This is a genomic window from uncultured Bradyrhizobium sp. (genome assembly GCF_936928535.1).
GTDB lineage: Bacteria > Pseudomonadota > Alphaproteobacteria > Rhizobiales > Xanthobacteraceae > Bradyrhizobium.
The window spans coordinates 11,813-25,546 of record NZ_CAKZHY010000079.1; the positions used below are offsets into that span (position 1 = coordinate 11,813).

Genomic DNA, 13,734 nt, shown 5'->3' on the forward strand with positions numbered 1-13,734 from the left:
CTGGTTGAGGGGCGTCGCCATGTTTCATTTTAGATTGCAATCACTCTCCCGTCTCGTGATCTCCCTGACCCTTGCTGCCGGGTTGGTCTCGCTCGCGGGCGGCGCGAGGGCCCAGGACAAGCGGCAGAACGCGCCCGGCGAATTCGATTTCTATGTGCTGTCACTGTCGTGGTCGCCGTCCTTCTGCGAGGAAGCGGCCGAGCGCGGTCGCAGCGGCGGGCGTTCGAACATCCAGTGCGAGGGACGGCCCTATTCCTTCGTGGTGCACGGCCTGTGGCCGCAATATGAAAGCGGCTTTCCGGAATATTGCCAGCGGCCCTCGCCGCGGCTGAACCGCAACATCGTCTCCTCGATGCTCGATTTGATGCCGGCGCCAGGCCTGATCTTCAACGAGTGGGACAAGCACGGCACCTGCTCCGGGCTCGACGGCCGCAACTATTTCGAGACGATCCGCAAAGCGCGCGCCGCGATCAAGATTCCTGCCGAATATCTCGACCTGTCGGAGGCCAAGACGGTGGCGCCTGGTGAGGTCGAAGAAGCCTTCATCAAGGCCAATCCGGGCCTGAGCAGCGCAGCCGTGTCGGTCACCTGCAACCGGACCCGGCTGTCCGAGGTTCGCATCTGCCTCAGCAAGGACCTGCAATTCCACGCCTGCGAGGAGCTCGAACGCCGCAGCTGCCGCCGCGACCAGGTGACGATGCCGCCGATCAGAGGCGGGTGAGAGGGCGCCGTCTCCGTAGTCATTCCGGGATGGCGCGTTAGCACCAGACCCGGAATCTCGAGATTCCGGGTTCACGCTTCGCGTGCCCCGGAATGACGGCAGTTACTTTCGTCGCGCGATGTCGTAACTCTCCGTCATGAACTATCGCCACGCCTTTCATGCCGGCAACTTCGCCGATGTCATCAAGCACATCGTGCTCGCGCGCATCCTGACTTATCTGCAGGACAAGCCGGCCGCCTTTCGGGTCATCGACACCCATGCGGGTGCAGGGCTCTATGATCTCGACAGCGACGAGGCGCGCCGTAGCGGCGAGTGGCTGACCGGGATCGCGCGACTGATGCAGGCACGCCTCTCGAACGAGACAGTGGCGCTGACCAAGCCCTACATGGATATCGTTCGCGCCTTCAATCCGAAGGGCGAGCTCAAGGCCTATCCGGGCTCGCCCCTGATCGCCCGCGGCTTGATGCGGCCGCAGGACCGGCTCGTCGCCTGCGAGCTCGAACCGAAGGCGCGCAAGGCGCTGATCGACGTGCTGCGGCGCGACGAACAAGCCCGCGTCGTCGATCTCGATGGCTGGATGGCGCTGCCGGCTTTCGTGCCGCCGAAGGAGCGGCGCGGGCTCGTGCTGATCGACCCGCCCTTCGAGGCGAAAGACGAGTTCGAAAGGTTGGGCGAGGCCTTCGCCACGGCGTTCGCGAAATGGCCGACCGGTATCTATGTAATCTGGTACCCCGCCAAATCCAGGCGAGCGACCGACACGCTGGCGCAACTCGTGGCACGCACCGCAGCCGCAGCAAAGACTCGGGGAAAATGTCTCCGCCTCGAATTCAGCGTCGCGCCGCAAGCCGATGGCGCGGCGCTCACCTCGAGCGGACTTCTGATCGTCAATCCGCCCTACACGCTGCAGAGCGAGCTCAAGACGATCCTGCCTGAGCTCGAAATGCCGCTCGGACAAGGTGGTGCTGCCAGATTCCGATTAGAGGTGCCGAAGCCCTAAGCCGCCGCCATCCTTGGGAAAAATATGCAGGAGCGGTAGTCAATCTGCAAAGAACCGTATTATGCTGTTTCCGTGACTGGCTTTACGTTCCGCTTCCGCGAATGGTTGCGGCGGAGTGAAGGCCTAAAAAGATCCGGTCGGACCTGAGGGTCTGCCCAAGGATGGCCAGCTCTCCCGGGCTTCGTAAGGCCCGGTCATGTCGCGACGCGCGTCTGCGTTACGACGGAGGAGCAATGAGGGGGAGTTTCCCGATGGCCAATACGGGAACGGTCAAGTTCTTCAACGGCGAGCGCGGCTATGGCTTTATCAAGCCGGACGACGGCGGTCGCGATGTCTTCGTTCACATCACCGCAGTGGAGCGGGCGGGACTGAAGGACCTTGCCGAAGGACAGCGTATCACATTCGAAGTCGAACCGGACAAGAAGGGGAAGGGGCCGAAGGCGGTCAATCTCGTGATCCTTTCGTAGCGGACCTGCCCCAAAAAACCTGACGCAAAAAAGTCCCGGCCGCGAGCGGCCGGGAGGCTGTAGTCCGGTATTTTCTTATTTCGCTATCAGAAGTGATAGTTCACGCCTGCGCGCACAACGCTGGCGCTATAGCCGTTTGAAACGCCTGTAATTGCGAACTGGCTCGACGACAGGTCGATGTAGAGATATTCGAGCTTCGCGCTCCAGTTCGGCGCAAGGCCGACTTCCGCGCCGACGCCCGCGGTCCAGCCGGCCGTCGTGTGCGACTCCGTCCAGCCGAAGGTCTGCGCGCGCAGCTCACCGAAGGCGAGGCCCGCGGTGCCGTAGACCAGGACGTTGCTGAAGGCGTAGCCGGCGCGGCCGCGCAACGTGCCGAACCAGGGATTGGAGAACTTCCACGGCGCGAAGGTGTCATCGGCACCTGCAGCCTGGATGTCGCCCTCGACGCCGAACACCCACGGACCGTTCTGGAAATTGTAGCCCGCCTGCACGCCGCCGACGAAGCCGGAGGGCTTTGCGGGATTGTTGCTCACCGAGCCCCATTCATAACCGAGGTTGGCGCCGAGATACGGGCCGGCCCAGCTATAGGCATTGAGCGGCTGATTGACCGTATAGGGCGCTCGCTGCCCGTAATTGAGATCGGCGGCTCCTGCCGAAGCCGCCCAACCGGCTGCAACCAACGCGGCCGCGCCTATCACGAGCCCCTTCATCACTTAACTCCAACGCAACTGCCGTAACCGGTGCGCTGCCGGCACCGCCGCGCCGGGCCAAACCGCATGGTTACGGAACCACCATTTTTTCGCGTAAGATTTATCGAGAGTTTTAAGTTAAAGGGCTGTTAAGACCCGTTACCGCGCTGTTAACAGACTTAAGGAAACGTTACCGGGAACTGCGCGCGCCATCCTGTGCGCGCGGCGCCGCCGGAACTTCAAATCGGCCTCCCCAGCGCCTAAATTCGCACCATGGTTCACGATTCCCCCGACAAGCCGGGCGAGGCAGGCGCGCGCAAAGCGCGGCAAGCCGCGACCGACGCCCCGCCCCAAGACACGGCGCCGCCCGACCTCGATCCCGCCACCAGCGGCGGCGACGACGAGGACGATGCGCGGCTGCCTGACATTCTGGAAGAGAGCGGCGCGATCGGCGACGAACCGCTGGCGTCAGGCCACGAGGCGATCGAGCGCGCCGTCCGGCTCGCGCCCACCTCGCCCGGCGTCTACCGCATGCTCAGCGCGAATGCCGACGTGCTCTATGTCGGCAAGGCCAAGAACGTCAAAAAGCGCCTGTCCAATTATGCGCGCCAGAGCGCACCGCTGCCGGCGCGCATCCTGCGCATGATCGCCGCCACGGTGACCGTGGAGATCGTCTCGACCACGACCGAGACCGAGGCCCTGCTGCTGGAAGCCAATTTGATCAAGCAGCTGCGGCCGCGCTTCAACGTGCAGCTGCGCGACGACAAGTCTTTTCCCTATATCCTGATCACCGGCGACCATTGGGCGCCGCAGATCCTGAAGCATCGCGGCGCGCAGACCCGGCAGGGGCGCTATTTCGGTCCCTTCGCCTCCGCCGGCGCGGTCAATCGCACGATCACCGCACTTCAGCGCGCGTTCCTGATTCGCTCCTGCACGGATTCCTTCTTCGAGAGCCGCACCAGGCCCTGCCTGCTCTACCAGATCCGCCGCTGCGCCGGTCCCTGCACCCGCGAGATCGACTTCGGCGGTTATACGACGCTGGTGCGCGAAGCGACCGACTTCCTCTCCGGCAAGAGCCAGGCGGTGAAGCAGGAGCTTGCCGCCGAGATGGAGAAAGCCTCCGGCGAACTCGAGTTCGAGAGCGCGGCGCTCTACCGCGACCGCCTCGCCGCGCTGTCGGCGATCCAGTCGCAGCAGGGCATCAATCCGCGCACGGTGGAAGAGGCCGACGTGTTCGCCATCCATCAGGAGGGCGGCTTCTCATGCGTCGAAGTGTTCTTCTTCCGCACCGGCCAAAACTGGGGCAACCGCGCTTATTTTCCGCGTGCCGAGAAGACCTATACGCCTGAGGAGGTGCTCGGGTCCTTCCTCGCCCAGTTCTACGACGACAAGCCGCCGCCGAAGACCATCCTGCTCTCGCACGAGATCGAGGAAACCGACCTGCTCGCCAACGCGCTGTCGATCAAGGCCGGCCACAAGGTCGAGGTCATCGCGCCCAAGCGCGGCGAGAAGAAGGAGCTCGTCACCCACGCGCTGACCAACGCGCGCGAGGCGCTCGGCCGCAAGCTCGCGGATACGGCAACCCAGAGCCGCCTACTCGATGCCATGTCCGCGACGCTCAACCTGCCACATGCGCCCAAGCGCATCGAGGTTTACGACAACAGCCACATCCAGGGCACTAATGCAGTCGGCGCCATGATCGTGGCCGGCCCCGACGGTTTCGTGAAAAACCAATACCGCAAGTTCAACATCAAGTCGGAAGGGATCACGCCGGGTGACGACTTCGCCATGATGCGCGAGGTGCTCGAGCGCCGCTTCAAGCGCCTGATCAACCCGCCGGACGAGAGCGCGACCAAGGACAGCAAGGCCAAGGACGACGACTTCCCGCAATGGCCTGACCTCGTGATCATCGACGGCGGCCGCGGCCAGCTCAACGCCGTCCGGGAGATCTTTGCCAATCTCGGCCTGACCCAGGTCTCGTTGATGTCGGTCGCCAAGGGCCCGGACCGGGACGCCGGCCGCGAGACCCTGTTCATGCCGGAGCGCGAGGCGATCAAGCTGGAGCCGCGCGACCCCGTGCTTTATTTCATCCAGCGCCTGCGGGACGAGGCCCACCGCTTCGTGATCGGCTCGCACCGCAAGCTGCGCAAGAAGGACATCCGCGAGGCCGGTTTGCAGGAGATTCCGGGCATCGGCCCGTCACGCAAACGTGCCTTGCTGCATCATTTCGGAACCCTGAAGGAGATCGAACGGGCCTCGATCGCCGATCTCGGCAAGGTTCCTGGCGTGAGCGCCGAGAGCGCCCGCAGGATATTCGACTATTTCCATCCCCAGCCGGGGTGAACTAAAGGGGCGGTAGTCATATGGTCGTCGCATCCTGTACCCCAATGGGGGCGGACGGTTGACCTTCAGGCTCGAGCGGTATTGGTAGGACGGATGAACATCGCCACGACACGAGGGACGACGAGCCGCGCGATGTCCCTCCCGAACATCCTGACCTATGGCCGGATCGCTGCGATCCCGGTCGTGGTCGGATGCATCTATGCGCAGTCGATCATGGACTATCCGTTGTGGCTGCGCTGGGTCGCGGTCGCGATTTTCATTGGCGCTGCGGTAACGGATTATCTCGACGGCTATTACGCCCGCATCTGGAATCAGCAATCGGCGTTCGGCCGGATGCTCGACCCGATCGCCGACAAGCTGCTGGTCGCCTCCTGCCTGCTGATGCTGGCTGCCGACGGCATCATCCATGGCTGGTCGCTCTGGGCCGCCATCGTGATCCTGTGCCGCGAGATCCTGGTTTCGGGCCTGCGCGAATATCTGGCGGCGCTGCGCGTCAGCGTGCCGGTGACCAAGCTCGCCAAGTGGAAGACCACGGTTCAGCTCGTCGCCATCGGCTTCCTGCTCGCCGGTCCCGCCGGTGACGAGGTCGTCCCCATGGTCTCGCTGATCGGCCTTGTCCTGCTGTGGGCGTCGGCGATCCTGACCATGTACACCGGCTACGACTATTTCCGCGCCGGCATCCACCACCTCATCAAGGAGGATGAGGGATGAAGGTGAAGTATTTCGCCTGGGTGCGCGAGCGCGTCGGCAAGGCCGAGGAAATCATCGAGCCGCCCGCGACCGTGCGCACCGTCGAGGAGCTGATCGCCTGGTTGTCCGCCAGAAGCGAGGCCTATGCGTATGCGTTCGAGAAGCCGAAGGTGATCCGCACTGCGATCGACCACGCCCATGTCAAGGCGGACGCTGCGATCGCCGGCGCCCGCGAGATCGCGTTCTTCCCGCCGATGACCGGCGGTTAGGCCATGATCTCCCCTGTCACCACCTGCCCCGTCGCCATCCGCATCCAGGAAGACGATTTCGACATCGCGCGCGAGATCGCGGTCCTGACCAAGGGCCGCACCGATATCGGCGCCGTCGTCAGCTTCTCCGGCATCTGCCGCGCCGACGAGGATAGCTCTGATATCGCAGCGCTCACGCTCGAACATTATCCCGGGATGGCCGAGGAAGAGATCAAGCGCCATGTCGACGAGGCCATGTCGCGCTGGCCGCTGAGTGGCGTCACGGTCATCCATCGCGTCGGGCGGTTCGAGCCCGGCCAGAACATCGTTCTGGTGCTCACCGCCTCGCAGCACCGCCGCGGCGCGTTCGAGGCGGGCGAATTCTTGATGGATTATCTCAAGACCAGCGCCCCTTTCTGGAAGAAAGAAGAGAGCGCCACCGGCACCGGCTGGGTCGAGGCCCACGCCCGTGACGACGAGGCCGCCGCACGCTGGACCAAATCCTGATGGCAAAAGCATCCAAGACGCCTGCGCGCGGCCGCGCCGCGCCGAAACTCGCGAAGGTCGGCCGCGGCGAGCTGCTCACGCTGATCGATTTCGTCCGCTATGCGGTGAGCCGCTTCAATGAAGCGAAGCTCACCTTCGCCCATGGTACGACCGATCCGGTCGCCGAAGCCGCCTTCCTGGTCTGCGAGGCCCTGCATCTGCATCCCGACCAGTTCGAGAGCTTTGCTCACGCGCGCGTCACGGCGGCGGAAGCCAAGACCCTGCTCGACCTGATCCATCGGCGCGTCACGACGCGCAAACCCGCCGCCTATCTGGTCAACAAGATCTACATGCGCGGCCTGCCCTTCTATGTCGACGAGCGCGTCATCGTGCCACGCTCCTTCATCGGCGAGCTCCTGGATTCGCATTTCGGCGGCGACGGCGAGGCCGGATCGCTGATCGACGACCCCACGTCCGTCGCGCGCGTGCTCGACCTCTGCACGGGATCGGGATGTCTCGCCATCCTCGCGGCGTATCACTTCCCGAACGCTGTGGTTGATGCCGTCGACATCTCCAAGGGGGCGCTTGAAGTCGCTGCGCGCAATGTCAGCGAGCACGGGCTGGATGAACGGATTACGCTCCACCGCGGTGACCTGTTCGCACCGCTCGGCGACGTCAAATACGATCTGATCATCACCAACCCGCCTTACGTCGACGCCGAAGGCATGGCGGCGCTGCCGCCGGAATGCCGGGCCGAGCCGAAGATTGCCTTTGACGGCGGCGCCGACGGTCTCGACGTGGTCCGCCGCATCCTGCGCGACGCACCCGATCATTTGACGCCGGACGGCGGCTTGATCTGCGAGATCGGCCGCGGCCGGGAGCTGGTCGACGAGGCTTTTCCGGAACTGCCCCTTCTCTGGCTCGACACCGAGGACTCCGAGGGCGAGGTGTTCTGGGTCGCGGCCGCCGATCTCGGCTGATCGAGCGCGCGCAGCGGAACAAGTCAAATTCGGCCACGTTCATCCCCGACGAATGTTTCGTTCTCGGAGGATGTCCACATGCTCGCGCCATCGGGCGAATTGCTGCGCGCCGGCATGGCGCTGAAACTCAACCATCTCAAGCGTGCCGCCCAGTCTTACCTGCGTGATCGCGCCAATCAGACCACCGGACGGGTGACCTCCTATGCGGTCGCCGCGGGATTGTTCGCGGTATCAGGGCTTTTTGTGATCGCAGCCTGTTTCGTCGGACTGATCGCCCTCTACCGCTGGGTCGCAATCACCCATGGACAGTTCTGGGGCTTCGGCGCCGTCGCAGGCGTGCTGCTCATCCTGGCCGCGGGCTGCGCCGGGGTGGCGATGGCGCAAACGAAGCGTCAGACCAGGCCGATCGTGCCGCTCACCAGCCGGATGCGCGTTGCAATCGCCACGCCGCGGATCCCGCGCGGAACGGTCAAGCAGGCGGTGAAAGAGGTCGCGACGACGATTCCGCTGGTGCCGCTCGCGCCGGGCGAACGCAGCCGTGGCGGCAAGGCTTGGCCCATTCGCTCCAATCGCCCCGTGCAGCTTGGCCTGATGCTCGCGGCAGTTGGGCTGGCGGGGTTCACTGCGGCGCGGCGAAGGCGTCTCAGCCAAAGATTAGACGCCTGACATGCTGGCGCGGCGTTCCGAGCGGGTCGACTCCTGGCTGCTGGTGGCGGCAACCGCTGTCTTCGTGCTGACCGCGGAGCGTTACTTGCAGGAGTCCGGTGTGATCCCGTCGGGACCTCCGCTGGACCGCCGTAACAGCGAAGCGAATTCACCCGAGACAAATCCGGCGCGCGCGGCCACGCAGCCCGGACACGGCCGCGGCGCAAAAAGCCCGTTCGAGATCCCCTGGAGCGGCTGGAAGGATATCTTCTGGCGCACCTATCAGCGCATCGACGATGATCGCCTGCTCGCAACCGCAGGCGGCGTCGTGTTCTTCGGGCTGCTCGCGATCTTTCCCGCCGTGACCGCACTGGTGTCGTCCTATGGCCTGTTCGCCGATCCATCGACCATCAGTGCCAATCTGCAGACACTTGCCTCGATGCTGCCCGCGGGCTCGTTCCAGATCGTCGAGGATCAGGTCGCGCGCGTGGTATCGCACGGCAACACGACGCTCGGGGTCACCTTCCTGCTCGGGCTTCTGCTTGCAATCTGGAGCGCCAATGCCGGCGTCAAGGCAATCTTCGACGCGCTCAACGTTGCCTATGAGGAACGCGAGAAGCGCAGCTTCGTCCGACTGAACCTGGTGTCGCTGGCCTTCACGGTCGGCGGCATCGTGGCGTTGCTGCTGATGGTCGGCGCCGTGGTCGCCTTTCCGCTCGCGCTCGACCATCTCGGCATGGCCCCCGAGAGCAAGCTGATCGTGGCGCTGGCCCGATGGCCGCTGCTGTTCCTGATTCTGCTGGTCGCGCTCGCCATCCTCTACCGCTTCGCGCCCAGCCGCGACGCGCCGCGCTGGCAATGGCTGAGCCTCGGTGCAGTGGCCGCCGCCCTGCTCTGGATCGCCGGCTCGGCGCTCCTGTCCTGGTACCTTTCGGAATTCGCCAACTACAACGCCACCTACGGCTCGCTCGGTGCCGCGGTCGGCTTGATGACGTGGATGTGGATGTCGGCGATCGTCGTCATGTTCGGGGCCGAGCTGAACTCGGAGATCGAACGGCAGACCTTGCGCGACACCACCACGGGACAGCCGAGGCCCCTTGGCAGCCGCAAGGCCGTTTCGGCCGACACGGTCGGCGCCGCCGCGCCTGCCTGACTGCTCGCGCGCCGGCGCACCGCTATCCCCTCGAATCAACAATGATGTTAGGATCACGCATGCTTGGGGAGCATGAGGCGTGACGGGTGCGAATTGCTGCCCGTGTTTTCCCGGGGTGAGGCAGTCAGCTCTTGAGGCGTAACGCGCGGCATGATTCGCATTTCGACGATCTTCATCGCCATCTGCATGGTTCTGGTCGCGGCATCGCTCGGGCTCGTGCTCTATTCGGTCGCCGGCATCAACGGAACCGAATCCGCGATCGTCGCGCTGACCGCGCTGACCTTCCTGATCCTCTACAATGCGGTCTCGATGCGGCTGCGCGACCGCAGCGACGTCGGCGGCCAGATCGCCGACCTGTCGCGCGGCACTGCCGACCTCGCCCGCCAGGTGGCCGAGTTCGGGCGCCGGCTCGCTGCGATCGAAGGCCGCATCGCCTCGTCCAACTCGGCCAATTCCGATCGCGTCCAGTCGGTGGTCGGCGAGATCAACGAACTCGGCGGGCTGGTCAGGCAGCTTGCTGCCACGGTGTCGACCCATGAGGATATGCTGGCCGGTCAGGCGCCGGCCCCCGCTCCGGCCGCAAAGCCGGTGCCGGACGCGCCTCTCGACTTGATCGCGTCCTTCGATGAGCGGCCGGCCGCTCCTCCGCCGCTCCCTGCTGCGCCGCCGCGGCCGACGCCGCCGGTGGCGCCGCCCCAGACCGGCAGTGCCGTTCACGCCGCCAACGGCCGCAACCAGACCCAGATGCTGGCGACGCTGCGTAGCGCCATCGACGACAACCGCATCGACATCTTCCTTCAGCCGATGGTCACGCTGCCGCAGCGCAAGGTCCGGTTCTACGAAGCCGTGACCCGGGTGCGCGACGAGCGCGACCAGCTGATTGCCGCCGAGGAGTTCATCAGCATCGCCGAGGCCTCCGGGTTGATCGGGCGGATCGATAACATGGTGTTGCTGCGCTGCGTCCAGGTGCTGCGCCGCCTGATGGTCAGCAACAAGGATGTCGGCGTGTTCTGCAACGTCGCGGCTTCGACGCTCGGCAATTCCACCACCTTCGCACAATGCCTCGACTTCCTCGAGGCCAACCGCGCGCTGGCGCCGTCTCTGGTGCTGGAGTTCAAGCAGTCGACCTTCCGCGCGCTCGGTCCGGCCGAGACGGAAAATCTGGCGGCGCTCGCGCAGCGCGGCTTCCGCTTCTCGATGGACCATGTCACGGACCTCAGGATCGAACCGCGCGAACTCGCCGATCGCGGCGTACGCTTCATCAAGGTTCCGGCGTCACTCCTGCTCGACCCGAAGCAGGCCTCGACCTCGGACATTCACCCTTCCGATCTGTCCGACTTGCTCGGCCGCTTCGGCATCGACCTGATCGCGGAGCGGATCGAGGGTGAGCGCGCAGTGGTCGATTTGCTCGACTATGACGTGCGGTTCGGCCAGGGCTTTCTGTTCGCGCCGCCCCGGCCATTGCGGCCCGAGGGGGCATCTGCTACCGGCGGGGCCTCGCCGAACCAGGCGCAAGACATTCAGGGATCCAATGGCCCCGGTACAGCAAGCCAAGCCACGACATCAGGCGCGACATCAGCTGCGCCGCCTGCCGCCCCGTCGCAGCGCATCACCGGCAACGCGGCGCTCGCGCGCCGCATCTGATCGGCTGCGCGCCTCATGACCACGCTGCATTTTGCCCAAAGCCTGCGCGAGCTCGTGGGGGGAGTTGATGTCGTGCTCAGCGACATCTGGGGCGTAGTGCATAACGGCCTGGAATCTTTCCCCGAGGCCTGCGAGGCGCTGCACACCTACCGCAGTCATGGCGGTACGGTGATCCTGATCACCAATGCGCCGCGCCCGGCCGACTCCGTGCAGCGGCAGTTGCGCAAGCTCGGCGTTGCCGACGAAACCTACGACGCCATCGTCTCCTCCGGCGATCTGACGCGGCTCTATGTCGCCGAGCATCCCGGTCGGAAGATGTTCTGGCTCGGCCCCGAGCGCGACAACTCGATCTATCGCGGCCTCGATGCAACGACTGCGCCGCTGGAAGAGGCCGACTACATCGTCTGCACCGGCCTCTATGACGACGAGACCGAAACCGCGGAAGACTATCGCGGCATGATGTTGAAAGCGCGCGAGCGCAAGCTGACGCTGGTCTGCGCCAACCCTGACATCGTAGTCGAGCGCGGCGACCGGTTGATCTATTGCGCCGGGGCGATTGCGGAGCTGTACCGCGAACTCGGCGGCGAGGTGATCTTCTACGGCAAGCCGCACCGGCCGATCTATGAGCGCGCGATGGCGCTCGCCGGCGAACGCCAGGGCCACCCGATCGACCGGAAAAAGGTGCTGGCGATCGGCGATTCCGTCCGCACCGATCTTACCGGCGCGCGCGAATTCGGCATCGATTGCCTGTTCGTCACCCGCGGCATCCATGCCGAGGAGTTCGAGGGCCTCGACCAGCTCGATCCGAAGTCGGTGATGGAATTGTTCGGCCACCCCCCGAAGGCGCTGATGCGCGAATTGAAGTGGTGAACTCCGAAAAACAGAAAGCCCGGGACGAACGCCCGGGCTTTCCAAATTCGGCTGGTGGCTTGTTCGCGCTTACGCGCTCGCCATGTCCGGGAAGACCGCCTCGATCTTGGTCTTCAGCGTCGCCGCGTTGAACGGCTTGACGATGTAGTTGTTCACGCCGGCCTTCTTGGCCGCGATCACGTTCTCGGTCTTCGATTCCGCCGTGATCATGATGAAGGGCGTGGTGGCGAGGTTCGGATCCGCGCGCACTTCACGGAGCAGGTCGTAACCCGTCATCGGCTCCATGTTCCAGTCGGAGATCACGAGCCCGTATTTCTTGCCGCGCATCTTGTTCAGCGCCGCCGAACCGTCGCTGGCATCATCGATATTATCGAAGCCAAGCTGCTTCAGCAGATTCCGAATGATACGGATCATGGTGCTGTAGTCATCCACCACCAAAACCGGCATCGACAAATCAACCGCCATCTCGACTCCCCCAACGCAAAACCAGGATTATTCAAAATCGGAGCTGACAGGCGGGGCCCCTCAGTTCCATCTCCCAAGCACTAGCACCAAGGCGTTAAACAGCGCGTTAATTGGGGCGGACCGCGATGGACCGAAATGAGGTCCTTGCGAAAAGCCCCCTCCCGCTTGACTTCATCGGCCGGGTCACGCCACGGTCCCGGCCGGTCCCGCCGGCTCGAGAATTCCCCTGATGGCTCCGCAATTTACCGTTATCCGCGATACCACGCCGGATTCTGCCATCCTGAAGGGCGCGGTGGTCGCCATGGGCAATTTCGACGGCGTCCATCTCGGCCACCGGGCCGTCATTGCGGCAGCCCTGGAAATGGGCCGGGCGCACGGCCGCCCTGCGCTGGCGCTGACCTTCGAGCCGCATCCGCGCCGGTTTTTCAGCCCCAACACCCCGCAATTCCGCCTGACGGACGAGCGCGCCAAGCTGCGGTTGCTGGCCGGCACCGGGCTCGCCGGCGCGGTGGTCATGACCTTCGACAAGGCCCGCGCCGGGACCAGCGCGCAAGATTTCATTCACCATGAGCTGATCGGGCGCCTCGGCGTCAGGGGCATTGCGGTCGGTTACGACTTCCATTTCGGCAAGGGCCGGGTTGGCTCGCCAAGCCTGCTGGTGAACGAGGCTCCCCGGCTCGGCATCGAGGTCGACGTGCAGGCGCATGTCGATATCGACGAGCGACCGGTCTCTTCCAGCGCCATCCGGATTGCGCTCGCGGAGGGGCTGATCGACGAGGCCTCGACCATGCTGGGCGCGCCCTGGTTCATCACCGGCGAGGTCATCCATGGCGAGAAACGCGGGCGCGACCTCGGCTATCCCACCGCAAATATCCGGCTCGATGCCAATTGCGGCCTGAAGCACGGAATCTACGCCGTGCGGGTCGGCCGCGGTCCCGAACGGCTGAACGGGGTGGCGAGCTTCGGCCGCCGCCCGACCTTTGATAATGGCGCGCCGCTCCTGGAAATCTTCCTGTTCGACTTCAAGGGCGACCTTTACGGGCAGGCGCTGGACTGCGCCTTTGTCGGCTTCATCCGCGAGGAGCTGAAATTCGACAGCCTTCAGGCCCTGATCCGCCAGATGGACGACGATTCCGCCCGCGCCCGCGCCATGCTGGCGGCCGCCCCGGACGCCTTTCCACGGCTCGGAACGCTCGATTAAGCGCCCAAGGCCGGCCGAGCCGGGCCTTTGCGCTTCCTCCGCCCGGCTGCTATGGAGAGCCCATGTTTGCGCGGCGCATCATAGGGATTAGCGGCCCGGCTTCCGCCTGAGCCTCAAGGCTCGGCGCAAGACCGG

Annotated in this window: 15 protein-coding genes; 13 read left to right on the forward strand and 2 right to left on the reverse strand. The window is 64.8% G+C overall.

Annotated elements, in window-relative coordinates:
- Window positions 1–19 precede the first annotated feature (19 nt).
- From Q0687_RS12325 to Q0687_RS12335, 3 genes are all read left to right on the forward strand, one after another.
- Window positions 20–721, forward strand: a complete 702-nt coding sequence (locus tag Q0687_RS12325) for a ribonuclease T2 (protein WP_298876721.1) — start codon at window positions 20–22, stop codon at window positions 719–721.
- Between the two features lie 136 nt (window positions 722–857).
- On the forward strand, window positions 858–1,718 hold the full coding sequence (gene rlmJ / locus Q0687_RS12330) for a 23S rRNA (adenine(2030)-N(6))-methyltransferase RlmJ (protein ID WP_298876724.1): 861 nt from the start codon (window positions 858–860) through the stop codon (window positions 1,716–1,718).
- 251 nt (window positions 1,719–1,969) lie between these two features.
- Entirely contained in the window at window positions 1,970–2,185 is a 216-nt protein-coding gene (locus tag Q0687_RS12335; protein ID WP_027534220.1) for a cold-shock protein, read from the forward strand.
- 86 nt (window positions 2,186–2,271) lie between these two features.
- Here the strand turns inward: Q0687_RS12335 and Q0687_RS12340 are convergent, their stop codons facing one another.
- Window positions 2,272–2,895 carry an outer membrane protein gene (locus Q0687_RS12340; RefSeq protein WP_298876733.1) on the reverse strand — a complete coding sequence of 208 codons (624 nt, stop codon included), beginning with the start codon at window positions 2,893–2,895 and terminating at the stop codon, window positions 2,272–2,274.
- A 252-nt stretch (window positions 2,896–3,147) separates the two neighbouring features.
- On the opposite strand from Q0687_RS12340, the gene uvrC reads away from it, so the two are divergent.
- The 9 genes from uvrC to Q0687_RS12385 all read left to right on the forward strand — a co-directional run bounded on the left by uvrC (window position 3,148) and on the right by Q0687_RS12385 (window position 11,933).
- Window positions 3,148–5,217 (forward strand): excinuclease ABC subunit UvrC, encoded by a 2,070-nt coding sequence (uvrC, locus tag Q0687_RS12345; protein ID WP_298876735.1) that lies wholly within the window; start codon window positions 3,148–3,150, stop codon window positions 5,215–5,217.
- A 93-nt stretch (window positions 5,218–5,310) separates the two neighbouring features.
- Window positions 5,311–5,928: a CDP-diacylglycerol--glycerol-3-phosphate 3-phosphatidyltransferase gene (pgsA, locus tag Q0687_RS12350; RefSeq protein ID WP_148751106.1), complete on the forward strand. Its 618-nt coding sequence runs from the start codon at window positions 5,311–5,313 to the stop codon at window positions 5,926–5,928.
- A complete protein-coding gene (gene moaD, locus Q0687_RS12355; protein ID WP_237864493.1) occupies window positions 5,925–6,176 on the forward strand; it encodes a molybdopterin converting factor subunit 1 in 252 nt (83 codons plus the stop codon). Before pgsA ends, moaD begins: the two co-directional genes overlap by 4 nt.
- 3 nt (window positions 6,177–6,179) lie before the next feature.
- Entirely contained in the window at window positions 6,180–6,662 is a 483-nt protein-coding gene (locus Q0687_RS12360; protein ID WP_298876752.1) for a molybdenum cofactor biosynthesis protein MoaE, read from the forward strand.
- Window positions 6,662–7,621, forward strand: coding sequence for a 50S ribosomal protein L3 N(5)-glutamine methyltransferase (prmB, locus tag Q0687_RS12365; protein ID WP_298876755.1), 960 nt, complete (start codon window positions 6,662–6,664; stop codon window positions 7,619–7,621). Before Q0687_RS12360 ends, prmB begins: the two co-directional genes overlap by 1 nt.
- Before the next feature lie 78 nt (window positions 7,622–7,699).
- Window positions 7,700–8,287, forward strand: coding sequence for a phage holin family protein (locus Q0687_RS12370; RefSeq protein WP_298876757.1), 588 nt, complete (start codon window positions 7,700–7,702; stop codon window positions 8,285–8,287).
- A 1-nt stretch (window position 8,288) separates the two neighbouring features.
- Window positions 8,289–9,419, forward strand: coding sequence for a YihY/virulence factor BrkB family protein (locus tag Q0687_RS12375; protein ID WP_298876759.1), 1,131 nt, complete (start codon window positions 8,289–8,291; stop codon window positions 9,417–9,419).
- A 150-nt stretch (window positions 9,420–9,569) separates the two neighbouring features.
- Window positions 9,570–11,063 (forward strand): EAL domain-containing protein, encoded by a 1,494-nt coding sequence (locus Q0687_RS12380; protein WP_298876761.1) that lies wholly within the window; start codon window positions 9,570–9,572, stop codon window positions 11,061–11,063.
- A 15-nt stretch (window positions 11,064–11,078) separates the two neighbouring features.
- Window positions 11,079–11,933, forward strand: a complete 855-nt coding sequence (locus tag Q0687_RS12385; protein ID WP_298876763.1) for a TIGR01459 family HAD-type hydrolase — start codon at window positions 11,079–11,081, stop codon at window positions 11,931–11,933.
- Between the two features lie 69 nt (window positions 11,934–12,002).
- Here Q0687_RS12385 and Q0687_RS12390 read toward each other — a convergent pair whose 3' ends face one another.
- Window positions 12,003–12,398, reverse strand: coding sequence for a response regulator (locus Q0687_RS12390; RefSeq protein ID WP_027551917.1), 396 nt, complete (start codon window positions 12,396–12,398; stop codon window positions 12,003–12,005).
- A gap of 229 nt (window positions 12,399–12,627) precedes the next feature.
- Between Q0687_RS12390 and Q0687_RS12395 the strand changes: the two genes are divergently transcribed.
- Complete coding sequence (locus tag Q0687_RS12395) at window positions 12,628–13,599, forward strand: bifunctional riboflavin kinase/FAD synthetase (RefSeq protein WP_298876776.1); 972 nt, start codon at window positions 12,628–12,630, stop codon at window positions 13,597–13,599.
- The last annotated feature ends 135 nt before the right edge of the window (window positions 13,600–13,734 follow it).

Coding starts and splice junctions, on each gene's coding strand:
- Q0687_RS12325 (WP_298876721.1), top strand. CDS start 20: ATGTTTCATTTTAGATTGCAATCACTCTCCCGTCTCGTGATCTCCCTG.
- rlmJ (WP_298876724.1), top strand. CDS start 858: ATGAACTATCGCCACGCCTTTCATGCCGGCAACTTCGCCGATGTCATC.
- Q0687_RS12335 (WP_027534220.1), top strand. CDS start 1,970: ATGGCCAATACGGGAACGGTCAAGTTCTTCAACGGCGAGCGCGGCTAT.
- Q0687_RS12340 (WP_298876733.1), bottom strand. CDS start 2,895: ATGAAGGGGCTCGTGATAGGCGCGGCCGCGTTGGTTGCAGCCGGTTGG.
- uvrC (WP_298876735.1), top strand. CDS start 3,148: ATGGTTCACGATTCCCCCGACAAGCCGGGCGAGGCAGGCGCGCGCAAA.
- pgsA (WP_148751106.1), top strand. CDS start 5,311: ATGAACATCGCCACGACACGAGGGACGACGAGCCGCGCGATGTCCCTC.
- moaD (WP_237864493.1), top strand. CDS start 5,925: ATGAAGGTGAAGTATTTCGCCTGGGTGCGCGAGCGCGTCGGCAAGGCC.
- Q0687_RS12360 (WP_298876752.1), top strand. CDS start 6,180: ATGATCTCCCCTGTCACCACCTGCCCCGTCGCCATCCGCATCCAGGAA.
- prmB (WP_298876755.1), top strand. CDS start 6,662: ATGGCAAAAGCATCCAAGACGCCTGCGCGCGGCCGCGCCGCGCCGAAA.
- Q0687_RS12370 (WP_298876757.1), top strand. CDS start 7,700: ATGCTCGCGCCATCGGGCGAATTGCTGCGCGCCGGCATGGCGCTGAAA.
- Q0687_RS12375 (WP_298876759.1), top strand. CDS start 8,289: ATGCTGGCGCGGCGTTCCGAGCGGGTCGACTCCTGGCTGCTGGTGGCG.
- Q0687_RS12380 (WP_298876761.1), top strand. CDS start 9,570: ATGATTCGCATTTCGACGATCTTCATCGCCATCTGCATGGTTCTGGTC.
- Q0687_RS12385 (WP_298876763.1), top strand. CDS start 11,079: ATGACCACGCTGCATTTTGCCCAAAGCCTGCGCGAGCTCGTGGGGGGA.
- Q0687_RS12390 (WP_027551917.1), bottom strand. CDS start 12,398: ATGGCGGTTGATTTGTCGATGCCGGTTTTGGTGGTGGATGACTACAGC.
- Q0687_RS12395 (WP_298876776.1), top strand. CDS start 12,628: ATGGCTCCGCAATTTACCGTTATCCGCGATACCACGCCGGATTCTGCC.